The sequence below is a fragment of the Paenibacillus favisporus genome (assembly GCF_040545415.1).
Classification (GTDB): domain Bacteria; phylum Bacillota; class Bacilli; order Paenibacillales; family Paenibacillaceae; genus Paenibacillus_AQ; species Paenibacillus_AQ favisporus.
This window is the reverse complement of the sequence record NZ_JBEPLV010000005.1, coordinates 268,208-293,010: the sequence shown is the minus strand read 5'-3', so window position 1 is coordinate 293,010 and position 24,803 is coordinate 268,208. Positions and strand designations below refer to the sequence as shown.

Here is a 24,803-nt window from a genome sequence, read left to right as displayed (position 1 = left end):
GTGTTAATGTTTATATTTAAATCAATATATGGGATGGTGACTGAGAGCAAAGATATAGTGTTAGTGTCCACCATTTAAAAGACAAAATCGAGATTTGTTCATTACGAGTGAACAAACACTATGGGAATAAAATTTAGATTTGGTTCATTGTCAGTAAACAAACGCCTTGAAAGATACAGTCTGAATGTTTTTTATCACTGAACAAACACCTTGAAAGATACAAATTTGAATTTGCTCGTTATCACTGAATAAATCCTTGTAAAGATACAATCTGAATTTGTTCGTTGTCAGTGAACAGACACCTAGATACACCTCGAAATGTGTTTGTTGTCAGTGAACAAACTCCTTTAAACGGAACAATTCAAATGTGTTCGATCTGGTTAAAACAAATTCAATATAATCGTGAACAAGGTCCGGGAGCGCAAGCCGACCAATTATTCTCCTGCGATCTCCAGGTTTTTGAACTGGCTCTCGAACATCCGGGCGTAGAAGCCTTGGCGCCCGATCAATTCGTCGTGGCTGCCCTGCTCCACGATCTCGCCATGATCGATGACCATGATGTTGTCGGCGTCCCGGATCGTGTTAAGCCGATGCGCGATAATGAAGGTCGTACGATCCTTCATGATTTGGAGCAGCGCATCCTGGATATGCAGCTCGGTTCGCGTGTCGATGCTGCTCGTTGCTTCGTCGAGGATGAGGATCGATGGCTTCGCCAGAATGACGCGCGTGATGGCTAGCAGCTGGCGCTGACCCTGGCTGAGATTGCCGCCGTTCTCCGACAGCTCCGTCTCATAGCCGTCCGGCAGGCGGCGGATGAATACGTCGGCGTTCGCCATCACGGCGGCTTCGCGGATTTCCTCATCCGTCGCGTCAGGCTTGCCGTATTTGATATTTTCCTTGATCGTGCCGGAGAACAGATACGTGTCCTGCAGCACGATCCCGAACGTGCGGCGGAGGCTGTCGCGGGTGTAATGGCGGATATCGACGCCGTCGATCCGGATGGAACCCCCGGTCACGTCATAGAACCGCGTCAGCAGATTGACGATCGTCGTCTTGCCCGCCCCTGTCGGCCCCACCAAGGCCGTACTGGTCCCCGGCTTCGATTCGAAGCTAACCCTTTTCAGGATCGGCACCTCTGGCCGGTACCCGAAGCTTACGTCCTCGAATACGACGTGGCCTTTGGTGCGATCGAGCCGTACCGCATCCGGCAAATCATCCGGCTCCTCCCTCTCGTCCAGCACTTCAAACACCCGCTCTGCACCCGCCACGCCGGACTGGAGCAGATTATAGATGTTGGCCAGGTCGTTCAGCGGGCGAACAAACTGGCGGGAGTAGCTCAGGAAGCTCGCGATTACGCCGACGGTAATGAGGCTCTTGACGGCGAGAATCCCGCCGACGAGCGCGACCGCGGCAAAGCCGATGTTATTAATGACGTTCATGAGCGGCATCATGAAGCCGGAGCGGATCTGCGCTTTGAGCCCGACTTCAAACAAGCGTCCGTTGACCGCCTCAAACTCGTTAATCGCTTGGTGCTCGTGATTGAACGCCTTGACGACTTCCATGCCGGAAATCGTCTCTTCGATATGTCCGTTCAGCATGCCGAGCTGAACCTGCTGCTCCTTGAACAGCACCGACGTTTTGCGTGTGACCGTGCGTGTCAATAAATACAAAATCGGTACGGTAATAAGGCTCGCCAAGGTCAGGATCGGGCTGAGCACGATCATCATCACCAGCGAGCCGATAATCGCGATGCCACCGGCCATCAGCTGTGTGGTCGATTGGGAAACGGTCTGGCTCACATTGTCGATATCATTGGTCAGCCGGCTCATCACTTCCCCGTGCGACTGGGCGTCGAAATAAGATACCGGAAGCTTCTGCAGCTTCTGAAACAACGAGCGGCGAAGCCCCGCAACGATTCGCTGCGACACGCCGGCCATCAGCCAGCCCTGCAGAAAGACGAGCACGACGTCCGTGATATAGGCAGTTGCCAGCACGATAATAAACGACTGAAGCAGCCCGAAAGCGACGCGTCCCTGGTTCGCGGACATAGCGTCGATCGATTTGCCGATCAGAAACGGCCCGATCAGGCTTACGCCCGCATCGATGATGATAAATACCATGATCAGGCTGAGCAGCTTGCGCTCGCGTCCGAAATAACGCCACAGGCGCCCCATCGTTCTCCGGAAGTTTTTGGGCTTGACCGGCTTGCCCCGGCCCATTCCCCCGCTTCCGGGTCCCCTCATCATCCCGCCAGGGCGTCCCGCAGGACCCGGCGCTCCCGGAGGCGGCGTCTGCTGTGCCTGTGCGGCTTCATTCTGCGGCATGCGGATGCATCTCCTTTCCCATCTGGGATTGGTAAATCTCCTGGTAGACCCGGCACGTCTCCATCAGCTCTTCATGCGTGCCCGTGCCGACCATCTCCCCGCGGTCCATCACTACGATCCGGTCGGCATCCATGACCGACGTGATCCGCTGGGCGATCAGGATGCAGGTCAGCTCGCTGGCATACGTCCGTAGCGCTTCCTTGATTCTGGCTTCGGTCGCGACGTCCACCGCGCTCGTGCAGTCGTCGAGAATCAAAATTTCCGGCTTCTTCACCAGCGCCCTAGCAATGGACAAGCGCTGCTTTTGTCCGCCTGAGAAGTTGACGCCACCTTGGCCGATCCGGCTGGCATATCCTTCAGGCGAAGCCATGATGAAGTCATGCGCTTCGGCGATCCGGCAGGCCTCTTCCATTTCATCCTGGGTCGCGTCTTCCTTGCCCCATTTCAAATTGTCCTCCACCGTGCCGGTGAAGAGCATGATCTTCTGCGGAACGACGGCAATCATCTCGCGCAGCGCATGCGGGTCCATGTCCCTCACGTCGGTGCCGGCCACTTTGACCCGCCCTTCGCCGGCATCGTAAAAGCGCGGAATCAGGCTGACCAGCGTGCTTTTCCCCGAACCGGTCGAGCCAATAATCCCCACCGTCTCTCCGGGAAGGCAGGTCAGCGAAAAGTCGCGAATGACCGGGTCGCCCTGGGTCCCCGCATAGGAGAAGCTCACATGCTCGAAGTCGATGCGTCCGCGCTGAGAATCGCGTTTCGCCGCCGACTTCCCTCCATGATCCAGCCCGCTTCCTTCGGCAAATACTTCGCCAATCCGGCCGGCGGACGCTTTGGCCCGCACGAACATGTTGAAGACGTTGCTGATCATCATCAGCGAGAACAGCATTTGCGTCATGTAGTTGATGAACGCGATGATGCTGCCGACCTGCATCTGCCCGTTGTCGACCCGAATCCCGCCGATCCAGAGGACGGCGATGATGCCGAAATTGAGGAAGAGCGAAATGCCCGGTCCGAAAACGGACATGACCCTCATCGACAGGACCGAGCGGCTGGACAGCTCCGTGTTGGCGCTTTCAAATTTTTCCACTTCGTAATCAAACCGGTTGAACGCCTTGACCACCCTTACTCCCGACAAATACTCGCGCATGACGCCGTTCACTTTATCCAACGCCCGCTGTACCCGGATAAAGAATGGAAAGCCGATCTTCATGTTCAACACGATCAGGACGGCCACAATCGGCACCACCACCGCCAGCACGAGCGACAAATGCACATCCAAACGGATGGCCATAATGAGGCTGCCCACGCACAGCAGCGGCGCCTTCACGAAGAACCGCATCATCCCGTTCACGAAGTTCTGTACCTGGGTGACGTCATTCGTCAGCCGCGTGATGAGCGAGGCCCGGTCGAACTTATCCATGTCCTCGAATGACAGGGACTGGATTTTCCGGAATAAATCCGACCGCATCTCCGCCCCGAACCGCTGTGACACATGGCTTGAAATGATGTTCCGGGTGGAGGCCGACACTGCGCCGACGGCGGTGATCAGGAGCATGAGCCCTCCGTAATGGAGGACTTGATCCATCCGGCTCTGGGCCACCCCGACATCGATGACCTTAGACATCATAGTCGGCTGCAGCAGGTCGCACAGCGACTCTACCGCCAGAAACAATACCGCTACGCAAAACAGTTTCCAGTATTTCTTGACATACTTGTTGAAAAAGGACATGGCTGCATCACCTTTTTACGCTTATTTGAGGTAAGCTACATGTTCACCGATATGTAATTTAAGACATATACGCTAGTGAAGATTACTCCTTTTTCGGTCATCTGTCACGACCAATATCCGGCAAAAATCTTTTATTCCCTAAGCCACTTGTCAAAAAACTCGCGGTACCCTTCCTTCATGATGCGGCTGGAAAAGCTCTCAAACGCGTAGCTCCGGTTGTCCCAGGAATAAGAAGACGGCGATGCCGCAGCCATGTTGACCAGCTCAAACCAATTTTTTTCGTTCCCTGAAAAGGAATGCCGGGCACTGATATGGCCGTAGCAAGGGTGCTCGGGCTTTACAACGATTTTGCCCATGGCGAGCGCCTCGGTCAGCGGCATGGCGAACGTATCGAATTTCGAACAGTTCCAGTACACCTTCGCCGTGTTCATCAGCTTAAAAATATCATCCTGGCTCAGCGCAAACTGCAGCCGGACGTTGAGCGGGATGTCATACTTCTTCATGCTCTCCCGGTAGCGTTCGCCCCCGAAGACCATGTACACCTCTTTGTCCGGATTTTGCCGGGCATACTCCAGCACGAGATCCGGCCGGCGGTTCTCCTCGTCCCGTCCGATCCACAAAATGCGGTTGTTCACGATCTGCGACGGGTCAAAATGCCGCTCCGCCAGATCCTCGCTGAATCCGATCGGGATCACATCCACGTCGGTTACCCCGAAATTGCGGGCAAGCTCGCCTTTCAAAAACTCGGTCTGCACGACCGCCTTGTCCACCATTTGATAAAAAGGCTTCATCATATCGTACCCCGTCAGAGCCGGGTCGGGAAAGCTGTGCGGAAAGAGCACGCTGTTTTTCAGAAACATTTTCAGATAAGTAAACCCAGATACGGTATAGATCACGTGCTCGATGCCGTTCGCGTAGATCTGGTCCAGCACGATGTCATAGTTCACCAGGTCACCCTTCTCATGCTCATATCCCGGCACCCAGTCATACCCGCTCACATGGCGCTCCGGAGATATAAAGACGATATCCACCCCCAGCTCGCGGCCAATGGCCTGCAGGCGGTCCGCAAAGACGCGCGGCCCCTGCCTCTCGGTAAATTGGATCTTTCTCATGACCAGTCCGACTTTGTTCATAACTTCATCATCCTTTATCTGCACTGCCTTTCTGAGTTGGAAAATCAACAGGTTTACGGGTCAGGACAAGAGCGGGCAGGCCAGCAGCGCCATTTCCAGGCATATACGGCGTTCCGGCTCCAAAAAGTCCTCCCCGAGAATTTCATTTAGTTTGTCCAGACGGTTGTACAGGGTCTGCCGGTGGATAAACAGCGCCTTGGCCGTATCGTTCTTCGAGCCCATGTACTGCAAATAGACGTCGAGCGTCTGCACCAAATGCAGGTGATGCTCCTTGTCGTAAGCCATCAGCGCCCCAAGCTGCTCCTCGACGAACGATTGGAGGAACGCCTTGTCCGGGATGGCCTTCAGCAGCTGGTAGACGCCGATCCGCTCGTAGAACAGGCTACTGCGCATCAGCTCCACCGAGCGGGACACCTCCATCACCTGCTCCGCTTCCTTGAAGCTCTTGTGCATGTCGGTCATCCGCGGGCGGATGCTGCCAAAGCCTGCGTGCAGGCTGAACGGCTGGGTCAGACCCACACCCGTCAGGCGCAGGCTCTCCACGATCCGGCGCACCGCCTGCTTCAAGGCCGCTGCGTTGTCTCCCGAAGCGGAACGCTCCCGCGCGCACAAAATGTAGATGCGGTGCCCTTTCTGCATCAGCAAATTGCGCAGACCGTGCTTCTTGAGCAGGGCGCGCAGCCGGACGAGAAGATCCTGCTCCTCCGCTTCGATCCGGTCCCGGTCTGGCCGCAGGGCGCTGTCCGGATACTCCAGCTCGACGATGCCGCCGATGAAGAGGACCTCTCCCTGCTTGGCCGGCCGTACGCCCATCCGGGATCGCGCCGCCTCTTCGTCCTCCAGCTGGTGGGACAGGATGTCCTGGATCAGCTGGTTCTGATCCCGCAAATGCTTCTCCTCCAGGAAAAGCATCCGCAGCAGCAGCGTGGCCAGCGATTTGGCCGTGTAGTCCAGCAGCAGGACGATCCGGTCCAGCGGCTGCTCGCCCGGGAGAATCATCCCCACGTACGCCAAAGTCTCGCCGAGGCAGATGACGGGCTGCGAGAGCAGCAGCCGGTCGCCCGGCATCGGGAAGCGGCTGGGTTCCTGGGCGGCCGCTTCATTTCCCTCCACCTGCTTGCGGTAGAAGAAAGTCAGCTCATCGGCCTCCTCCGTGGTTGCCGGCTTCGGACAAAATTTATTCGCCTCCACGGACGAATGATACACAATTTGATAACCCGTGTATTCATATAATACATGGAGAACGGCATGAACATCCGTACTCTGCAGGGTAATTTGCTGCAGCCGGCGCGAAAAGGCCTCCAGATCCTTCAGCAGCTGATGCTGCTGGTTGATCAGCAGCCCGTGAATATCCTGGGTGATTTCAACGAAGCGGACAGGCTGCTCGAACACGAGCAGCGGAAAATCGCACTGGTCCGCCAGCTCGATAATTTCCTCCGGAATGTTCTCGATGCTCGTGCCCAGCTCCACGCACAGCCCCGCCGCCTGCTGGCGGATGAGCTGCTGCATGTAGGACAGGCGCTCCTGCTCGTAATGATGGAGCCAAAGGCCGGTGGTGAGGATCAGGTCGTTCTTCGTCACGAACGGGGCCACGTTCGTGATTTCGAGAATATGCACCCAGCCCACCTCACGGTCCAGGCCGTTCGCTCCGGCAATCAGCCGGGCCCGCTTGAACACCGGGCGCTCCAGCACTTCCCGGATATGCAGGTTGAAGCCGCTGCTCATCGGCATTCACATCCCTTATGTTAATTATGGTAACACCAGCCGAACATTATGTCCTGCCGCTGCGGCAAACGGATTGACAAGACGTATGATGAATACGCGCCGATTCGATTGTACACTTTTAATATATTATGAGGTGAGGTGATCTGTCATGAAAATCGGAGTACCCAAGGAAATTAAAAACAACGAAAATCGCGTCGCCGTCACGCCGGCAGGTGCCCTCGAACTGATTCAGCACGGACATGCGGTATATATCGAGCATCAGGCCGGTGCGGAAAGCGGATTTCCCGATGAAGAATACAAGCAGGCCGGAGCCACCATTCTGACGGAAGCATCGGAGGTGTGGTCCCAGGCCGATATGATTATGAAGGTGAAAGAGCCGCTTCCCAGCGAATACGGATATTTCCGTAAAGGGCTCATCCTGTTCACGTACCTTCACCTGGCCGCCGAGCCGAAGCTGGCCGAGGCGCTGGTGCAGTCCGGCGTTACCGCCATCGCCTATGAAACCGTAAACGTGAACGGCACCCTGCCGCTGCTCACGCCGATGAGCGAGGTGGCCGGACGAATGGCGGCGCAAATCGGCGCCCAGCTGCTGGAGCGCCCGCATGGCGGCAAGGGCATCCTGCTCTCCGGCGTTCCGGGCGTATCGCGCGGCAAGGTGACGATCATCGGCGGCGGCACGGTCGGCATGAACGCGGCGAAAATCGCCGTGGGTCTCGGCGCCGACGTCACCCTGCTCGATCTCAGCATTCCGCGGCTGCGCCAGCTGGACGATATTTTCGGCAGCCAGATCAAGACGCTGGTGTCCAGCCCGTCGAACATCGCGAAGTCAGTACAGGAGGCGGACCTCCTGATCTGCGCCGTCCTGATTCCAGGCGCCAAAGCGCCGCGCCTCGTCACCGAGGAGATGGTCAAATCGATGAAGCCGGGCTCGGTCATCGTGGACGTGGCGATCGACCAGGGCGGCATCGTCGAGACGATCGACCATATCACGACACACGACAACCCGACGTACGTGAAGCACGGCGTCGTGCACTACGCGGTGGCGAACATGCCGGGCGCAGTGCCGCAAACGTCCACCTTGGCGCTGACGAACGCCACCATGCCGTTCGCCTTGAAGCTGGCCGGCGAGGACCTGCAGCATCTGCTGGCAACGAACAGCGCCATCCGCAGCGGGGCGAACGTGGTCAACGGCAGCATCACCTACGAGGCGGTGGCCCGCGACCTCGGCTACGACTACGTGCCGGCGGAGAAGGCGCTCGGACGCATTAAAGTATAGCTTTCACTCATCCCTACGGAATCGATGCCCATGTCAAAAACCGGCTTCCTGATGTATAGGAGCCGGTTTTTTGGGTCCACTACGGTTACTTTACTTGACAGTAATTTGAATTTCGGCCGATTCCTCGAAACGCTCGCCCGTGGACTTCAGGCTAAAATCAGGACGCGCGGCGATCGTGTACTTCCCTGGAGGAAGAGTGCTCCACCTGGTGTCCTTCAGCATCTGGGCGGGCAATTCCTCATTCGGGTGGGCCTTCTGATAGATCGTAAAGTTATAGCTTGGAATATCGATGAATGAGTCCAGCTGATCCAGAAACACATCACCGGGCGAGTATGTAGTGGGGATCAGGATCGCGGGGATAAGGGCGCCCCCTCCCTCTCCCGCCTCGTTGCGGATCTCAAAGTAGAACGGCTTAAAGCCCTGATTAACAACCGCGTCCTTGTCCCCCAGATACTCCATCTGCGCCCAGACCGGAATCGGCTTGCCGTAGGGAACCTCCGTTTCGGCTGCATAAATGGACAGCTTGAAATCCCCCAACGTCTTCGTGGCATTGGCCTTCGACTTTCCGGTCACCGGAACAGGCGTATCCACATGCACCGTCTTGAACTCCTTGTCGTAAGAAACTTTGGCTCCCATCGCCGTGGAAACGTCGCGCAGCGGGACGTACGTCGAGTCCCGGTAGGAGAACATTGGGCCGGTTCCGCCTTTCGCCTCTTCCCCGTTAAAAACAAGCCGCGGCTGAACCGGCTTGACCTGAAGCGTATCGGAAGAATAAGCGGCGATGGATAAGCTCCATGCGGCGGCGGCCAGACCGGTTACCGCAGCCGCCCGCATCCATAATTTCCTCATGCTGCTGCACACTCTTTTCCATGAATCTGTATGCCTCAGAACGCATTGGACATTTTAATCACTTAGCCCAATCATACATGGTTATGGAAATTATTTGAAGTACCAGGGGTGCAGCAACACAGCATTTAGCCCTGTTCAGTGGGGGTGGGCGCGCGCTCCTTGGTCAAACATGACCGTTAATTTCACGTCCTCCGGCGGATAACCCGTCATGCCTGAAAGACGTCCGCGGATCCTCTTCGATACTTCCGCAAGGTTGGCCGACGGTTCTTTGAAGATGTCCACAACGACACCCCTAACTCCACCGGTCCTGGCAGTCGTCTGCCTATCAACCAGCGATGGGGAAAGGGTCGCAACCGAAGAGAGGGGCACGCTCTGTCCGTGGTCTCCGCAGATGGCAGCGTCCATCCAATCCGTCTCGTACGGGCTCCGGCCTGCAGCTTCGAAAGGGATAAACGTAACGCTGTCCGCCAGCCGACCTTGAACAGAAAGATCTTTTACCCCGTCCAAGGACTGCTTGACGTTATCGACCGTTAATCCAGCCTTGGCCAGTTTATCCATCCGAACCGATAGAACATAGGTATTATCTCCCGAGCCGGTACCCCGGACTTCGCTTACCCCCGTCGTACGCAGCAATTCATCGGCGATGCGGGCTTGAACAGTCGTTCGCAGCGTCTCTTCATCCACCTTCCCTGAAGGGCTTGTCACCTTCAGCTTCATGATCGGAAAGGAGTCAGCCCTGATGCGGGTGACCTTCGGCTCGCCTGTGCCCGCAGGCAAATCCACGCCCTTTAAAGCTTCGTTTACATCCCGCTCGGCACGGTCCATAGCATAATGCAAGGGAAAATACAGGCCGATCAGGAGTCCGCCATTAAAACTGTTCGTCTCCAGCAGTTGCAGATCTTCCACAGTGCGGACCGCTTGCTCAATAGGCGTTGTTACGTTATGTTTAATTTCCTCGGCCAGGTAACTCGGGGCTTGAACCGTAATCAAAAGCGCAGAATGATTGATCGGTGGGAGATCCCCCCGCTGCATTCGGTACGCAGACATTTCTCCCCAAACTACAATGATGGCCGGCAAAATCAGAATCAGTACGGTTCGTTTCATCGCTGCCCCAATGAGTCTGTTCAACATCCCTCAGCTCCTTGTAGAATTGACGAAATGCAGACCATCTCCGCGATCCGGTCCGGTACGGACTCATAAGGCTTGAGATTCGGCTTGCAGGTCAAGAGCTCGCTCAAAGGGATAGCTCTTCCGCATCGCTCCGCCTCATTTCGCTCTGTCTCATCGTTCCCGCTTCTTTTTGAATCGGTTTGGAACCGGCCTGCAGCCTAGATATTAAGAAGTGAATGTAACGGTGATATAAAAAGAAACGTCGGATCAGATTAAACCTGCATCCAAAGCAAAGAAGAGGCCCTCGCAGGACCTCTTCATACATCGCTTTGAGCTGACCGGACGTCACGCCCTTAAATGAGCGTCCCCTTCTTCAGCATTTTCGTCGGATGGTCGTTGACGACCAGCGGCAGCATCTTCATGCTGCTCACCATTGGAGAGTTGCACTGAACGCAAACCGGCTCCGTTTCAAAAGCAAAGTTGTCTCTCATCCAGCCGTTGCATCCATCGTTTACGCATGACCAGATTAAAGTATCGGCCTCGGGAATTTCCTCGACCACTTTTTTTCCGAAATACATCGCGAACCCTCCCGTTATTTACCTCAGTTCATCGGTGTCCGCTTAGTATGCCCCAGAAATATATATTTATGATAAAAATCGCCTGATGATCCGTAAAACAGCTACCGCTGGATTTCGTAGTACGTTTCGTCCGCGTGCTTACGGTCGGTTCCTTTCAGATACGCCCATATAATTTTCGGGTTCTTGACGACGCCCCAATCGCCGTACTTATCGAACTTCCGGCAGGAGGTCGTCATGCTGGCCTTCGTGACGGTGCCGTACTTCTTCCCCTGCTGCTTGCCCCATTGCTTGAGCCGCTTGGCAAACTCGGCGTCTTCCGCCATCAGCATGTTTTCGTTAAAGCCGCCGATCGCTTCAAAATCCTTCTTGTACCCCCAGAACAGTCCGACGGTAACCAGTCCGTATTTGAACAGAAGGGGCACGATCAGCAGCATCCCGGAGACGATGATACCGAGCGACACCCGCTCAAACTGGCTCCTCACCCCGCCGCCGATCCATTGTCCGGTTGCCAGCAGCCGGTCGATCTCCGTCAGCATGTTGTCCGTCACCCAGCTGTCGGCGTCAATCGTCACGATGATCTCTCCCCTAGCCGCCTGAATCCCTGCGTTGCGGATCTGCGACAGATTTTTGCTGTCGTTCTTTACAATGACGGCCCCGTACGACGAAGCAACCTCCTCAGTCCGGTCGGTGCACCGGTTTAAGACGGTGATGACCTCCACCTGTCCCGGATAAGGCTTCGCCGCGGCAACCAGAGAATCAAGGCAGCGCCCGATATAGTTCTCTTCGTTTCTGGCCGGAATAATCACCGAAAATTTAATGTTCCCCGTGTGGTCGGTACCTGCGAACCGCTTTGTTTCCATCAGCCATCTCTCCCTAGGATTGATTACTTGCGAATCCCATCAAGCAGTAACGTGGTGGCTTTGCGGAACAGCTCTTTCATCGCTGCCTTGTCCATCAGGTGGTAGCTGTCGCTGAGACCGGAATAAAAGCTGAGAATAATAAAGGACAGCTCCTGCACGCTCTCCCCTTTCCATTCCCCGCTGTCCAGTCCGGCCTGGACCAGATCCTCAAATCCCTTCATGTAGTTCTGGATGATCTCCATGAACCGCCGCCCGGCTTCCGAATCGGCACCCACCCGGATCATAAATTCCTCGCCGGCCTTGTTGAGCGGCTTCTGAAGCGTGTCGACAAAATAGTCGGCGTAAGCGTAGAGCTGCTCCGTCGCGGAGCGATCTTCCCCGGACTGCTCATGCCAGGTCTGCCAAGAGTTCGTAAACGCCTGCTCCGCCAAGTAGAGAAACAAATCCTCTTTGCTCTGAAAATGGTGGTAGATGCTCCCTTTGCTGCAGCCCGTGGCCTCGCAAATATCCATCATGGACGTTGCGGCATACCCTTTGGCGGCAAACAGCGCCTTAGCCCCCTCGACAATGGTCTGTTTGGTCTGTTCGGCTTCGTATTTACGCTTTTTCATGATTGGAAAGCTCCTTGTTGTTTTAAAACCGACCGTCCGGTTTGTATCCATTATATGGTATTCACAGGCTCGGTGTATGCTTTTCCTTTGTCTGTTTCTTGACATTTTCGGGCGGCCTGCTCCGTCGAAAAAGCCCATGCTCATGCGGTAGCCACGCCGGATCGGTTATGTCATAATCAGGATCAGGGAGATTGTAAAAGGTACGGAATAAACGGGTGGTAACCGGTGGTCCCGGTATTACCTGAGGAAAAGGAAGCGGTGCGCATGTTTGAAGATATTACGGAAATAGCGGGGCAGATGCTCATTTTGGACCGGACGGCACACCTGGAGGATGTGGATGCCCTGTATCCATTCGCGATGGACGAGCTGCTGTGCCGGCGCACAGGAGAAGGCGGTCCGCCGTTATGCCATATTTGGCGTCATCCCCGCTCTTTTATTATCGGTCTGAGGGACAGCCGGCTTCCCGGAGCGCAGCAGGCCCGGGCTTGGCTGGAATCGCTCGGGTACCGCACGGCCATCCGCAATTCGGGCGGCGCCGCCGTTCCGCTCGATCCGGACGTGGTCAACGTGTCGCTGATCCTGCCGAAGCGGGGCGCTGGCGATCTCCACTTCCACCGGGACTTCGAGCGGATGTACGCGCTCATCCGGCAGGCGCTGGCCGCCACCGGCCAAACGGTGGACAAAGGGGAAGTCGCCGGGGCTTACTGCCCGGGTGACTATGATCTGAGCATCGGCGGACGCAAGTTCTGCGGCATTGCGCAGCGCCGCCAGGCTCATGCCTACGTGATCCAGGCTTTTGTGATTGCAGGCGGATCCGGGCGGGAGCGCGGTCAGCTGGTCAAGTCGTTCTACGACCTGGCTGCAGCCGGGGCCAAAGACGGGGATTACCCGTCCGTTGAGCCCGGTACCATGGCTTCGCTGGACGAGCTGACCGGCATGGGTCCGGGTGCGGCCGATACGTTTGCCGCTTCCGTTAAGGAAGTGGTCCGGAGCCTCCAGACGGCTGCCGGAGTAGCCGAGGCGGCGAGCCGCCTGCACCTGCCGTCCGAGGAGGAAATCCGGGAGATGACGGACAAGCTGACGCACCGCTACACGCCCCGGACGCCATAGGCCCACCTCTATAAATTCAAAATCCGCCCGCGAAATTTATCGGGGCGGATTCATGATCAGCAGAAGAATGCTCTTATCCAGCTTATCATTCCAGTCTATAAAGCAATCGGATACCGGCTGATGCAGCAGGCTGTTCAGACGCTTGCTGCGCATAATATACTCTTTTTCCAGTCCGCTCTTCACCGACTTCAGCAAGCGGCCATGGCCCAGCCGGATTAGTGTTTTCTCCAGCTCCAGGTATACGCCGCTTCGCACTACCAGCAGCGTTCTGGAATTGAGTTCAAAGGAATCAATCTGCTCGGGCGATTTTTGAATCTGCTGGCAAATGTGGAGTATTTCCGCTTCCACTTCGGATTTCACAGGGTACTCCCTGTTCACCGCGGTGCCCTGTTTGCCCGCCTCTGCCGATACGACCGCGATCATCCCCGATCTTTTATGGAGATTCCAGTCATAATACACCTCTTCCGGTTTCGATCCGTTCATGATTTCAAGATAACTGATAATTTCGGGAATCACCGCCTGCATCAGATTGGCTCTGGTCTGCACAATCATGTCCTCCTGCTCCTGTTCCAGCAGGATGCGTTCAGACGGCGTCAGGAAGTTGCGCAAATATATCGTAATAAAGGTGTGACCGACAGAAACCACCACGGATTCAGGTCCTTTGCCAAAGTGGTCTCTTAATAGCTTGCTGGTATAGCTGGCAAAGAGCTGATGAAATGGTTGTTGGTTATGTAATTGATCCATTGAGTTAGACGCGTCGTTGCGGTACGCTGCTAAACATAATCGCGGCAAGCCGCTATATCACGTGTCCGCAAAAGCGTGTCTTTATATCCCTCCTGATTACGAAATAAGCGGGTGTTTCCCTGTCCCCGGCACAACCTCCGGGTCCTCAGCAAAACAAAAAGGCCTAACTTTCCCTTTAACAGCAAGAAAAAGTTAGGCCATAAATGACTTTTATCCAAGGATATATTCATTCATTTACCCGACAATATGAAATTGACGTTTACCAGTCTTGATTATAGCATAGGTATCGTTCTAAGGACAACCGCGTTTCATAAAGTGCGAATATGTTTATTTACATTCCAAATGAAAGCAGATGAGCGGAGGTTGACGGCATGAACGGTGCGGAGATCAAAACGATATTTTTTAAGGATGACGGTGTTATTCCGGGCAACCCCTACCTTCCGGTCATCCTATACTTGGGTTCGCTTAAGGATGAACCGGAGGAAACGGAAGCTATCTTTAACCGCAACGGCTGGTTGAACAGCTGGACGAACGGCGTCTTTGATTACCATCATTATCACAGCAATGCGCATGAGGTGCTGGGGGTTATTCGCGGCTCCGCTGTGCTTCAGCTCGGCGGTGAACATGGCCAGAAGTTCGAGTTGACCGCCGGTGACGTGGCCGTCCTTCCAGCCGGAACGGGGCACAAGCGATGCTCTGCCAGCAAGGATTTCAGGGTTGTCGGAGCCTATCCGGACGGCATGGATTACAATCTGTGCACCGGCAAGCCCGGGGAGCGCCCAAAGGTGCTGGAAGACATCGCCCGGGTGCCCCTTCCGAATACCGATCCGCTGTACGGTGCGGCGGGCCCACTCATGAGTGCCTGGAAACCTCAGCAGCAGACGGGAAATCACGCTTAATCCTTCCTTGGGCCGACCGCTGGTTGAACGAGCCTCGTGCAGCGGAATGCATTCCAGCTCTGAACAAGTTAAGCCGCAAGCAGTTCCCCATTTGACATTCCTGACAAAATAGGTTTCGATTAGGATCAAACGTCAATTGAGGTGAACATGCCATGCGGCTTCTTGTCATTGAGGACGACAAGCATTTATCCGATACGGTATGCGAGACGACCCGGGACCTGTTTGAGGCCGATCAAGCCTTTGACGGCGAAGAGGGACTGTATCTCGCCCAGCAAAATATATACGATGTCATCATTCTGGATATTATGATGCCGGGTATGAACGGGTACGAAGTGCTGACCCATCTTCGGGAATATGGCATCTCCACGCCGGTGCTGATACTGACCGCCAAGGACAGCATCGACGACAAGATTCAGGGCTTCAAGAAGGGGGCCGACGACTATCTCGTCAAGCCGTTCCATCGCGAGGAGCTCCTGCTTCGCCTGGAGGCCATCGTCCGGCGCTCTGTCGGAGGGTTCAGGGAGCACACCCTCTCCTTCAAGGAACTGAAGCTCAATCTGAAGAGCCGTACGGTCAGCATAGGCGAGGAAGCGATCCTGCTGAACGGCAAGCAGATCGACCTGCTGGAATACCTGATGAACAACAAAAACATCATCGTGACCAAAGAACAAATTTTCGACCGGGTCTGGGGTATGGACTCCAGCACCACCAACACGGTGATCGAGGTCTATATCAGCAACCTGCGCAAAAAGTTCAAAGCGGCCGGTTACGACAAATACATCAAGACAATCCGCGGCATGGGGTACATGCTGTCGGAGAACGGTGAAGACCATGAATAAAAACAAAGTGATCCGTCACCAGCAGCTCCGGCTGATTCTGTACAATCTGATCGCGTTCACCGTTCTGTTCGGCCTGTTCGGAGCAATCGTATTCGGCCAAATGCGAACGACGCTGTTCGCCAAACCCGACCGGGATCTGACCATGTACAAAAGCATCATCGAAGCCAGGTTCGGCGGCAGTCCGCTCAAGGATGGGTCGTCGGAGAGGTTCCGGTTTGGCAGGGTCATGCCCCCTCCAAGCCCCCGGATCATTCCCGTTCAATGGGACGCCAATGGAGAAATTACCAACATCCAGCAGATCGGCATGCTGAACTACGAAAATTACGGCTTGGAGAATCTCAAATTCGACCTGTCTACGATTGGCGTCATTTCCAACCTGACCTTGAACGGCACGTACCACTTCCGCACACTGACCGTTCCCGACCCCCTTTCCAAGGGCAGCTACATCCAGTTGCTGGTTGATGTCGATACCGAGCATAATCTGCTGGGCAACTTCAAGCGCATCATCATCATTTGCGCGGCCGTGTTTATCCTGCTGTCGATCACCGCCAGCATCATTTTATCCCGGAAAACGATGAAACCCGTCATCCGCTCTTGGGAGAAGCAGGTGGAGTTTGTGGAGAACGCATCGCATGAGCTGCGCACCCCGCTCACCATCATCCAGAACAAGCTGGAACTGCTGCAGACCATGCCGGATAAAAAAATCGTGGACACGTTTGAGAACATCGCCTTGTCCCTCTCAGAAACGCGCCGGCTGTCCCGGCTGACGACCGATCTGCTTACGCTCGCCAGGGCCGATTCCACTGAAACCCAGCTGGAGAAGCAGCCGGTCGACATTGACGAATTGATCCACAAAATGTGCAGCCCGTATATCGAGATCGCCGAGCTTTCGGACAAGCATATCTGGCTCCGGCTGACGAGCAAGGCCCGGATCCAGGCGGATCCTGCCCGGCTGCATCAGCTGATGGTCATTTTATTGGACAATGCCCTCAAATACACGGGAGAGCAAGACAGCATCGGGATCAGCACCTATATCAAGGAAAATCGGGTGTTTATCGAAGTCAGCGACACCGGCATCGGTATCAGCGAGGAGGGCCTTCAGCGCGTCTTCGACCGGTTTTACCGGGAAGACCGGGCACGCACCAGGGAGAGCGGCGGCTCCGGACTCGGGCTCTCGATCGCCCAGTGGATCGTGCACAGCCATCACGGCACTATCCAGGCGCTTCATAACCATCCGAAGGGCGTCATTATCCGCATCCGTCTGCCTAAATAGCTGCCTCCCTCCGCTCGGGTTTTTCAGGAAATATGTTACCCCTCGCGTCTTGAACACCAAGATGCGGGGGTTTTTGTGTTTATGATGTTTTGGGGCGGTTGGGACTTTTGGACTTTTGGGGTTTTCGGGGCTTTCGGGGCTTTCGGGGTTTTCGGAACTTTTCTGAATTTTACATGAAGTTTCAGCTTAAGGTTTCGTTAAGTTTGCACTGCGATAATACAAATCGCAAACCAATTTAACAAAAGGAGGAATGTGGACTTGAACCCAGCAGGAACGACCCCTGAACGGCCGCCAGTCAAAGGACGCCGGGAGCTGAAGCATGCGATCACCCGGCTTGACTGCCACCTGCTCCGCAGCAACCTGCAGCACTTTATGACGCTCGACCCCCATGCCAAAAAGGACGGGCAATATTTGATCCGAAGCGTGTATTTCGATAATTTCGACAACAAGATTTTGAACCAGAAAAAGGAAGGGCTCTATCACCGGGATAAATTCCGGGTCCGCCTATACGATCATGACGCGAGCTTTATCAATCTGGAGAAGAAGAGTAAACGTGATAATTTGTGCTACAAGGAAAAATGCCGGATCACTGCCGAGGAATACGAGCGGATCCGCATCGGCGACACCGCCTGGATGGAGGAGGACGGCCGTCCCCTCATGCGCGAGCTGTACGTACATATGAACCTGTTTCAGCTGAAGCCTGTTTGCGTCGTGGATTATATCCGCGAGGTGTACATTTACGAGCAGGGGAATGTGCGGGTGACCTTCGACAGCTCCGTTAAAACCAGCTACAAAGACACCAATATCCTGAACCCGGACTTATTGATGGTCGAGACCCTCGACCCGAACATGGTCATCTTGGAGATCAAATACGACGAATATCTCCCGGATGTGATCAAATACCTTCTGCAAGTAAAGGATTGCCGGAAGACATCCTTTTCCAAATACCAGTACAGCCGGATGTACGGCTGAGCACCAGAGCCTCCGGCAGCGGAGGCATCCTATTTAAAATTCGGAGGAACGATTCATGGATCAAACGACAACCACCAATTTTTCGGATATATTCAAATCCAGCTTTTTGGAAAAAACGAGCAGCTTCTCCATCGTCGATTCGCTGATCGGCATCGTGGTCGCATTCGCGGTCGGACTGTTCATTTATGTCATTTACAAAAAAACCTTCAGCGGCGTGATGTACTCCCACAGCTTCAACATTTCGCTGATCGTGATGACCATGGCGACCGCCCTGATCATCATGGGGATATCCACCAACATCGTGCTGTCCCTCGGCATGGTCGGCGCCCTCTCCATCGTCCGGTTCCGTACGCCGATCAAGGATCCGATGGATCTGATCTTTATTTTCTGGTCGGTCGCTTCCGGCATTCTGTGCGGCGCAGGCCTCATCCCGCTCGTCATCATCGGTGCGATTCTGATCGGCCTGGTGCTCCTCTTCTTCGTGAACCGCCTGACCATCGACAACCCGTACCTGCTTGTCGTGAAATACACGAATGCCGAAGTTGAGAAGCCGCTGGAGCACATGATCTCCATGCAGTCCAAAAAGCACAGCATCAAGTCCAAATCCGTCGTTCCCGGCAGCGGGCTGGAAATGACCTATGAAATCCGCCTGAAGGACAACAACACCGAATTTGTGCAGCAAATCATGAGCATGGAAGGTGTCACCTCTGCCATCATGCTGAGCTACGACGGCAATTTCACCGCGTAAGTCCCGCAGCAAGCACTTTTGGGACGGAAGGGAGTTTGACGCTTGGTGAAAAACAGAACCATTGTGGCAGCCGCGGCGCTGCTCGTCGTGCTGTTCGTCACGGTAACGGCCGTTCTTCCGAAAGCGGGACTGGAAACCGTCAGCCTGGCCGATACCTACATGGATAAGGTGTTTGACAAGAGCAAGGTCCATACGGTGGACATTACGATGAACCCGAAGGATCTGCAGTCGATCCTGGACAACCCGCTGGACGAGGAAATGATGCAGGCCAACGTGAACGTGGACGGCAAGCAGGTCGACGGGGTCGGCATCCGGGTCAAAGGAAACATGACCCTCTCCTCCGTCGCGCAGATGGAGGACTCCGACCGGTACAGCTTCAAGATCGATTTTGACCACTACAACGACGACGAGAATCTTTACGGCCTGCGCAAGTTGAACCTCAACAACAATTACAGCGATCCTACGCAAATGCGCGAGTACCTGTCCTATGAGCTGATGAACAAAATGGACGTTCCCGCTCCCGGCTACGCCTACATGTACGTTACGATCAACGGCAAGGAATGGGGACTGTACCTCGGCGTGGAAGCGATCGAGGAGCCTTACCTGCAGCGCAATTTCGGGAACAGCACCGGAGACCTGTACAAGCCGGACGGCACGGGCAGCGACCTGAAATGGATCAGCGATAACATCAAGGATTACACCGGTCTGAACCTAAAAACGAATCCGAACTCCACGCAGACCGCCATGTTAAAGTTCCTCGACACGATCAATCACGGCGGAAATGTGGCGGATGTCGCGGACGTGGACGAAATGCTGCGGTATTTTGCCGCCACCACAGCGCTGGTCAGCTTGGACAGCTACCAGGGGCAAATGAAGCATAATTACTATTTGTATGAGCAAAACGGCAAGTTCTCCATGCTGCCTTGGGACTACAACATGGCCTTCGCCGGCTTCGGCGTTGGCATGGGCGGCGGCATGGGCGGCCGCGGCGGCATGAACGGCGGCCAGGGCCGGGCCGGAAACGGCAACGCCGGCGCGGCGGACGCTGGTAACGGCGCAAACGGCGCGGCGCCGGGCGGGAATGCCGTTGCAGCGCCGGGTAACGGCGCGAACGGCGCGCAAGCCGATGCTGGTGCAGGGCCAGATAACGGCGCGAATGGCGCTGGAGCAGCCGGCCAGTCGCAGGGCAATGCTGGCGCGGGTCAAGGGGGCGGCGCTCCTGCCAGGGGTGGGCAGGATGGCGCCAACGGTGGCGCAGCAGCCGCGGGCAATGGCGCGAACGGCGCCGCGGCTGGCGCTGATGCGGCCGGCAACGCGAACCCCGGCCAGCGCGGCCAGGGCCGCCAAGGCATGGGCATGGGCGGCATGGGCATGGATATGGCCGCCAATTTCCTGAGCGAGGACAATATCAATTTCAGCATTACGACTCCGGTATCGGGGACGACGCTGGACGAACGGCCATTGATCAAGGCCCTCCTCTCGGTCGACGAATACCGGGAGAAATATAATACGTACCTGCAGCAGATCGCCGACGGCTTCTTTGCGGAAGAGAACATGCAGTCGCTGACAACACAGGTATCTTCCCTGATCGCACCTTATGTGGAAAAAGATCCAACCAAGTTTTATACCAAGGAACAGCTGCTAGAAGGAGCTTCTGGGGATAAGAGCCTGGTGAAATTCGCCACCGAACGGGCCGAGTCCATCAAGAAGCAACTGTCCGGAGAGCTAGTCGTCGAAGCCAAGACCGATGGTGGCTTCGGCGGATTTGGCGGCCAGCCGCCGGCAATGAACGGCCAGGCCGCGGCCGGCGGCAATGGCGGCGCGCAAACCGGCGGCAGAGCGGCACAGGCAGGCAACGGTGGCGAACAAGCCGGTGGGGCTGCACAGGCAGGCAACGGCGGAGCGGTGCAGGGCGCTAACGACGGCGCGCAGGCGGCGCAAAACGGCGGGCCGAACGCGGCCGGCGATCCGCAGAGCCAAGCCGGTGGGGCGGGCGGAGACGCCGCTTCCCAAGGGCAAGGCGCAGGCGACGCGCCGCAAGGCCAGGCCGGGGGAGCGGGACCGGCCTGGCCTGACGGGCAGATGCCGGGGAACATGCAGCCTCCGGATGGGCAGATGCAGCCGCCCCAGGGAATGCAAGGCGGTCCGGGCCAAGGCAATATGCCATGGGCCGGCCGCCAGGGAGGCGGCAACGACCGCGGCGGCTTCCCCGGCATGCCGGGGATGGGCGGCAATAACCAGAATGCCGAGACGGGCCGCTTTACGACCGCGGACCTCATGATCGCGGCGGTCTTCTTCGTCCTTCTGATCGGGGTCACCCTGTTTGCGATGTTCTTCAGCCGCCGAAGAACGCCCAGACCCAAGCGGTCGGAGCCGCACACCAACGAACAAGATATTGCGAGCTGACCGCATCATGCTTGTATAGCAAAGCAAGCTTCGCTTTAACAACAAAAGAGGCAGTCTGTACCGGCCACCCTATTAGGGGCCTGGTACGGTCTGCCTCTTTTTATATGAACAATAAAATTAAAAATGTCGCAGCCTCCTTGTAGAGGGAATGACTGTTTTTTCATATAGGATCTCTTTGGTGAAGAGTGGCTGAAGTTTTATTCCGGTTCCCTTTGATGACGATGATCATTTGCCTTTTGGCCATCCACAGTATGAAAAACGGGATCTGTCCTTATCCTATGGACACATCCCTATTTTGTCCTACAAAAGAAGGACAAGACATATATATCCTCCTGCATGCGTTCGGGCTCAAAAATAACTATATTTAGTGCCGATATCCGACCCATGTCCTATATGTGGAGGCGGGTGTTTGAGCAAAGATATGTTACCTCTGTCCACCATTTAAAAGACAAAAACTGAATTTGTCCATTATAAGTAGACAAGATCAATTTAACCGTGAACCCGCTCTACATCGTCTAAATCGCAAACCATTCAGCTATTCTCTTCTCCGGCATTCTTCAGGTTTTCGGACTGAATTTCCAAATTTACGGCCAGCCTGGCGGTAAAGATGTTCTACGCTGGCTGGCCGATCTCCAAACTTCACAATATAAAATACTGGACCTTTGCCGCCATCCCGAGCAACGCCACGTCTGGCATCCTTACACCCTGCGCGATACGAGCCGCACCAGATCGACGGTCAGCACTGGCAGGGACACGGAAGCGGGATATGCCAGGAACCGCGGCTCCCATTCGGGCGAAAACTTGCTCTTGTACTTCCGGAGGCCCTTAAATCCGTACCAATGCCCTCCGTATTGGAACACCAGCGCGGCCAGCTTCTCCTCGCGCAGCGCGCTCCGGGTCTCGCCCACGCTTGCCAGCGGCGCGTTCCCGAGGTTAAAGATCTTGTATCCCTGCTCCTTGGACCACTCCAAGAGCTGGACGAACAAATAATCCATCGTCCCGTTCGGAACCTGGCTGCGGTGGCGCATCAGATCGATGGATATCGTCCGTCCGCCGTCATAAGCCGGTGCAAGGGACGCAAAGGCAAAGATGCTTCCTCCGGTCTCCCGCAGCACGGCAATCGGCGCCTCCTGCAAATAGCGCTCGTCAAACCAGCCCAGGGAGAACCCTTTTTCCCGCCTGCCGTGCATCCAGTCGTCCGACACCGCCAGCAGCTCACGCAGCAGCTCCGGTGCAAAAGGCGGATGAACCACTTCAAACACCGCTCCCTCCCGCTCAAAGCGGTTGCGTACCGTGCGCAGGTCCGTGTTTTTCTTGCCCGACAGCGTAAACTGATCCAGATGCACCAAGGCTTCTTCCCCGAGCTTGAAAAACCGGTAGCCAAACTCATGATACATCGGCAGATAGCCGGGGGTCGCCTGATAAAAGACCACGGACATCGCGTAGGTATCGGCCATTTGCAAAAACTCGCCCAACGCATCCGGTACCAGCTTCTCCGGACCGAGCGGATCGCCGAGCACGACCAGCTTGTCCCGCGAGCGGGCGTAAGGGATCAGCACTTCGCCGTCCGCGGACCAGAAGAAGCTTTTATCCCCCGTAAACAGCATATGGGTCAGCAAATTTCCGTGATGACTCTGCAGATACTGCCGCAGCCTGTCCAGATCGGCCGGTGTCGCCGGGGCCGCGACCTTGCGGCTGGGACGCAGCACGATCAGCATGGTCAGCAGGATCCATGCCCCAGCGAGACCGATCACAGCAGATGCGGCATACGGATTTGAGCCGACCATCCAATGTATCCGCTCCGTGGTCGGCAGGTGGCGCAGCCATCCGTGGTGGACATGGGCGCCGATCCAGTAATAAGCCAAGGCGATGACCGCCGAGAGCACGTACCATACGGCTGCGCTTCTCCACTCGATCAGGGCGCCCGAGCGATAAAAGCGGGCCCGCGAGATCCACAGCATCAGTGCAACGATCAGCAGAAAGATCGCTTCTTCGAAATCAAACGCCTTCGTAAAGGTGAAGATTGCCCCGGCGAACAGCAGCCCGCTCGTCCATAAATACGCCCCGCGGATACGGAGCGAAATGCCCCGGGAGAGGATAATCAGCATAAAGCCGATCATGACCGACAGCAGGTGGGAGATGCGCATAATCGGCATGGACAGCAGCTCCTCACTCAACCGCAGCCGATATAGCAGTCCCGGCGTGGCCGCCGACAGCAGCAGAAGCAGACCGCTGACCAGCACGAGCTTGCCAAGCGCCCACACGCCCAGATCACTGAGAAAGCGCATCTGCCCCGGCCAGCGCCACAGCCGCTGCCAGGCGTTCAGCGGAATCTCGATGGCGGTCTCGACCTTCTCCAAGTTGCGTTTCGCTGGACTGCCGAATTCGAAGGCCGCCATGATCAGCCCGATCAGCCAGGGTATAACGTAGTAGAACAGCCGGAACAGCACCAGGACGGCCATCGCCCTTTCGGCAGGAAATCCCATATGCTCAATGCCAAGCAGGACGGTCAGGTCGAACGCGCCGATGCCTCCCGGCGCCATGCTGAGGATACCGGCAATGGCGGATACGGTATACATGCCCATGACGCCCTGGAAGGTCACATCATGCAGAACGCTGGCGGCAATCAGCCAAAACGTCACGCCGGCGCAGACCCACTCGAGAAGCGATGCGCACAGAGAGACGGCTACCGTGCTCCACGGCGTTCGGCCCTCCCCTTTGTTGAACCACCGCGCGAATAGCGATGAGCGCTGCATCAGAATAAATAAAGGCAGGTAAAGGGCCATCCCCCATACGGCGAAAATCAGCCAGCGGTGCTCCCGAATCATCGTGGTTGCAGGGAACAGCCCGGTTAGAACGGCCCAGGACATGATGGATAACCCCGTGATGATGACCGGTGACAAAAATACGACCGCAGACGCCATCAGTGAGGGCGCAATGCCGCTCCTTTTATACAGCAAGGTACGGAGACCGGCGCCTGTCAGTCCGGCAAAACCGATAATGTTGTTGAACGTGTTGGCGATCCAGGCATAGCGGAACGTGTTCCACCAGCCAACTTTCAGCTTGAAATGCATGCGGATCATGTAATCGTACAGGCTCATCACCCCGACGGAAAACAGGGAAAAGAGACAAATCCCCACAACGGTGCCCACCGGCAGCAGACGCAGCTCATGGAACGTACGCGCCAAGTGAATCTGCCGCAGCTCCCGCTGTCCCTCCCAATAGACGAGCGCGATCACCGCAAGCGGAATGAGCAGACGAATCGCTTTGATTTCATATATCGAAGCCAGGATACGGAAAAATTTGTACCGCTCCAGCTTTTCCTTCATGTTATGCACCCTTTCAGCAGCGAAAACCCATTGATGTTGGTCCTGACATTCTTCCTTATCCTACCATAAAGCACTCATCCCATCCAAACACGTCCAATGAACCGGGTTTCTATGTGAGAACGCAATGAGAGAGCGGCAAACGGGGCGGAGAGAAACGAAGGCACGAAGGCCAGATTCGGCTGCCAAGGATCGGAATAATGCTGTCGGAATAACGCTGCCTGAATAACGCTGAATGTTAAAAAATCCAGCCCCGCAACAAGCGGAGCCGGACCATTCCATTTTTAT

General features: G+C 55.8%; 19 protein-coding genes. 8 read left to right on the top strand and 11 right to left on the bottom strand.

All coding sequences use genetic code 11. The features are described 5' to 3' along the window. Positions 1 to 434 precede the first annotated feature (434 nt). From ABID47_RS22680 to ABID47_RS22665, 4 genes are all read right to left on the bottom strand, one after another. The gene (locus ABID47_RS22680) at positions 435 to 2,324 is read right to left on the bottom strand and encodes an ABC transporter ATP-binding protein (RefSeq protein WP_435530658.1); all 1,890 of its coding nucleotides are present in this window, start codon (positions 2,322 to 2,324) and stop codon (positions 435 to 437) included. After that, the gene (locus tag ABID47_RS22675) at positions 2,311 to 4,056 is read right to left on the bottom strand and encodes an ABC transporter ATP-binding protein (RefSeq protein WP_354500100.1); all 1,746 of its coding nucleotides are present in this window, start codon (positions 4,054 to 4,056) and stop codon (positions 2,311 to 2,313) included. The genes ABID47_RS22680 and ABID47_RS22675 overlap by 14 nt, the downstream gene beginning before the upstream one ends. Before the next feature lie 131 nt (positions 4,057 to 4,187). Further along, a complete protein-coding gene (locus ABID47_RS22670; RefSeq protein WP_089549629.1) occupies positions 4,188 to 5,189 on the bottom strand; it encodes a glycosyltransferase in 1,002 nt (333 codons plus the stop codon). 60 nt (positions 5,190 to 5,249) lie between these two features. Beyond that, positions 5,250 to 6,914: a PucR family transcriptional regulator gene (locus tag ABID47_RS22665; protein WP_354500098.1), complete on the bottom strand. Its 1,665-nt coding sequence runs from the start codon at positions 6,912 to 6,914 to the stop codon at positions 5,250 to 5,252. A gap of 148 nt (positions 6,915 to 7,062) precedes the next feature. Here ABID47_RS22665 and ald point away from each other — a divergent pair, with 148 nt between their 5' ends. Continuing rightward, positions 7,063 to 8,190 (top strand): alanine dehydrogenase, encoded by a 1,128-nt coding sequence (gene ald / locus ABID47_RS22660; RefSeq protein WP_089549627.1) that lies wholly within the window; start codon positions 7,063 to 7,065, stop codon positions 8,188 to 8,190. Positions 8,191 to 8,280: 90 nt separating this feature from the next. Here ald and ABID47_RS22655 read toward each other — a convergent pair whose 3' ends face one another. From ABID47_RS22655 to ABID47_RS22635, 5 genes are all read right to left on the bottom strand, one after another. Beyond that, complete coding sequence (locus tag ABID47_RS22655; RefSeq protein WP_354500095.1) at positions 8,281 to 9,039, bottom strand: stalk domain-containing protein; 759 nt, start codon at positions 9,037 to 9,039, stop codon at positions 8,281 to 8,283. 135 nt (positions 9,040 to 9,174) lie between these two features. Continuing rightward, positions 9,175 to 10,170, bottom strand: a complete 996-nt coding sequence (locus ABID47_RS22650; protein ID WP_354500093.1) for an efflux RND transporter permease subunit — start codon at positions 10,168 to 10,170, stop codon at positions 9,175 to 9,177. Positions 10,171 to 10,502: 332 nt separating this feature from the next. Next, the gene (locus ABID47_RS22645) at positions 10,503 to 10,727 is read right to left on the bottom strand and encodes a cold-shock protein (RefSeq protein WP_076172035.1); all 225 of its coding nucleotides are present in this window, start codon (positions 10,725 to 10,727) and stop codon (positions 10,503 to 10,505) included. 101 nt (positions 10,728 to 10,828) lie between these two features. Then, positions 10,829 to 11,590 (bottom strand): glycosyltransferase, encoded by a 762-nt coding sequence (locus tag ABID47_RS22640; protein WP_435530663.1) that lies wholly within the window; start codon positions 11,588 to 11,590, stop codon positions 10,829 to 10,831. A gap of 20 nt (positions 11,591 to 11,610) precedes the next feature. Further along, on the bottom strand, positions 11,611 to 12,198 hold the full coding sequence (locus tag ABID47_RS22635; protein ID WP_354500089.1) for a TetR/AcrR family transcriptional regulator: 588 nt from the start codon (positions 12,196 to 12,198) through the stop codon (positions 11,611 to 11,613). A 264-nt stretch (positions 12,199 to 12,462) separates the two neighbouring features. Between ABID47_RS22635 and ABID47_RS22630 the strand changes: the two genes are divergently transcribed. Next, positions 12,463 to 13,308: a lipoate--protein ligase family protein gene (locus tag ABID47_RS22630; protein WP_354500429.1), complete on the top strand. Its 846-nt coding sequence runs from the start codon at positions 12,463 to 12,465 to the stop codon at positions 13,306 to 13,308. Positions 13,309 to 13,344: 36 nt separating this feature from the next. On the opposite strand, the gene ABID47_RS22625 is transcribed toward ABID47_RS22630, so the two are convergent. Further along, positions 13,345 to 14,052 carry a Na-translocating system protein MpsC family protein gene (locus ABID47_RS22625; protein ID WP_354500087.1) on the bottom strand — a complete coding sequence of 236 codons (708 nt, stop codon included), beginning with the start codon at positions 14,050 to 14,052 and terminating at the stop codon, positions 13,345 to 13,347. Between the two features lie 371 nt (positions 14,053 to 14,423). Here ABID47_RS22625 and ABID47_RS22620 point away from each other — a divergent pair, with 371 nt between their 5' ends. The 6 genes from ABID47_RS22620 to ABID47_RS22595 all read left to right on the top strand — a co-directional run bounded on the left by ABID47_RS22620 (position 14,424) and on the right by ABID47_RS22595 (position 21,189). Further along, a complete protein-coding gene (locus tag ABID47_RS22620) occupies positions 14,424 to 14,951 on the top strand; it encodes a cupin domain-containing protein (RefSeq protein ID WP_354500085.1) in 528 nt (175 codons plus the stop codon). 152 nt (positions 14,952 to 15,103) lie between these two features. Then, complete coding sequence (locus ABID47_RS22615) at positions 15,104 to 15,790, top strand: response regulator transcription factor (RefSeq protein ID WP_089549619.1); 687 nt, start codon at positions 15,104 to 15,106, stop codon at positions 15,788 to 15,790. Then, the gene (locus ABID47_RS22610) at positions 15,783 to 17,063 is read left to right on the top strand and encodes a sensor histidine kinase (RefSeq protein WP_354500083.1); all 1,281 of its coding nucleotides are present in this window, start codon (positions 15,783 to 15,785) and stop codon (positions 17,061 to 17,063) included. Before ABID47_RS22615 ends, ABID47_RS22610 begins: the two co-directional genes overlap by 8 nt. 258 nt (positions 17,064 to 17,321) lie before the next feature. Then, positions 17,322 to 18,035, top strand: a complete 714-nt coding sequence (locus ABID47_RS22605; protein ID WP_354500081.1) for a polyphosphate polymerase domain-containing protein — start codon at positions 17,322 to 17,324, stop codon at positions 18,033 to 18,035. A gap of 55 nt (positions 18,036 to 18,090) precedes the next feature. Beyond that, positions 18,091 to 18,783 carry a DUF4956 domain-containing protein gene (locus ABID47_RS22600; protein ID WP_354500079.1) on the top strand — a complete coding sequence of 231 codons (693 nt, stop codon included), beginning with the start codon at positions 18,091 to 18,093 and terminating at the stop codon, positions 18,781 to 18,783. Between the two features lie 45 nt (positions 18,784 to 18,828). Then, positions 18,829 to 21,189: a CotH kinase family protein gene (locus ABID47_RS22595; protein ID WP_354500077.1), complete on the top strand. Its 2,361-nt coding sequence runs from the start codon at positions 18,829 to 18,831 to the stop codon at positions 21,187 to 21,189. A 698-nt stretch (positions 21,190 to 21,887) separates the two neighbouring features. Here ABID47_RS22595 and mprF read toward each other — a convergent pair. After that, positions 21,888 to 24,518: a bifunctional lysylphosphatidylglycerol flippase/synthetase MprF gene (mprF, locus tag ABID47_RS22590; RefSeq protein WP_435530657.1), complete on the bottom strand. Its 2,631-nt coding sequence runs from the start codon at positions 24,516 to 24,518 to the stop codon at positions 21,888 to 21,890. Positions 24,519 to 24,803: the final 285 nt, after the last annotated feature.

Coding starts and splice junctions, on each gene's coding strand:
- ABID47_RS22635 (WP_354500089.1), bottom strand. CDS start 12,198: ATGAAAAAGCGTAAATACGAAGCCGAACAGACCAAACAGACCATTGTC.
- ABID47_RS22615 (WP_089549619.1), top strand. CDS start 15,104: ATGCGGCTTCTTGTCATTGAGGACGACAAGCATTTATCCGATACGGTA.
- ABID47_RS22600 (WP_354500079.1), top strand. CDS start 18,091: ATGGATCAAACGACAACCACCAATTTTTCGGATATATTCAAATCCAGC.
- ABID47_RS22645 (WP_076172035.1), bottom strand. CDS start 10,727: ATGTATTTCGGAAAAAAAGTGGTCGAGGAAATTCCCGAGGCCGATACT.
- ABID47_RS22655 (WP_354500095.1), bottom strand. CDS start 9,039: ATGAGGAAATTATGGATGCGGGCGGCTGCGGTAACCGGTCTGGCCGCC.
- ABID47_RS22625 (WP_354500087.1), bottom strand. CDS start 14,052: ATGGATCAATTACATAACCAACAACCATTTCATCAGCTCTTTGCCAGC.
- ABID47_RS22630 (WP_354500429.1), top strand. CDS start 12,463: ATGTTTGAAGATATTACGGAAATAGCGGGGCAGATGCTCATTTTGGAC.
- ABID47_RS22670 (WP_089549629.1), bottom strand. CDS start 5,189: ATGAACAAAGTCGGACTGGTCATGAGAAAGATCCAATTTACCGAGAGG.
- ABID47_RS22680 (WP_435530658.1), bottom strand. CDS start 2,324: ATGCCGCAGAATGAAGCCGCACAGGCACAGCAGACGCCGCCTCCGGGA.
- mprF (WP_435530657.1), bottom strand. CDS start 24,518: ATGAAGGAAAAGCTGGAGCGGTACAAATTTTTCCGTATCCTGGCTTCG.
- ABID47_RS22665 (WP_354500098.1), bottom strand. CDS start 6,914: ATGAGCAGCGGCTTCAACCTGCATATCCGGGAAGTGCTGGAGCGCCCG.
- ald (WP_089549627.1), top strand. CDS start 7,063: ATGAAAATCGGAGTACCCAAGGAAATTAAAAACAACGAAAATCGCGTC.
- ABID47_RS22650 (WP_354500093.1), bottom strand. CDS start 10,170: ATGTTGAACAGACTCATTGGGGCAGCGATGAAACGAACCGTACTGATT.
- ABID47_RS22610 (WP_354500083.1), top strand. CDS start 15,783: ATGAATAAAAACAAAGTGATCCGTCACCAGCAGCTCCGGCTGATTCTG.
- ABID47_RS22620 (WP_354500085.1), top strand. CDS start 14,424: ATGAACGGTGCGGAGATCAAAACGATATTTTTTAAGGATGACGGTGTT.
- ABID47_RS22675 (WP_354500100.1), bottom strand. CDS start 4,056: ATGTCCTTTTTCAACAAGTATGTCAAGAAATACTGGAAACTGTTTTGC.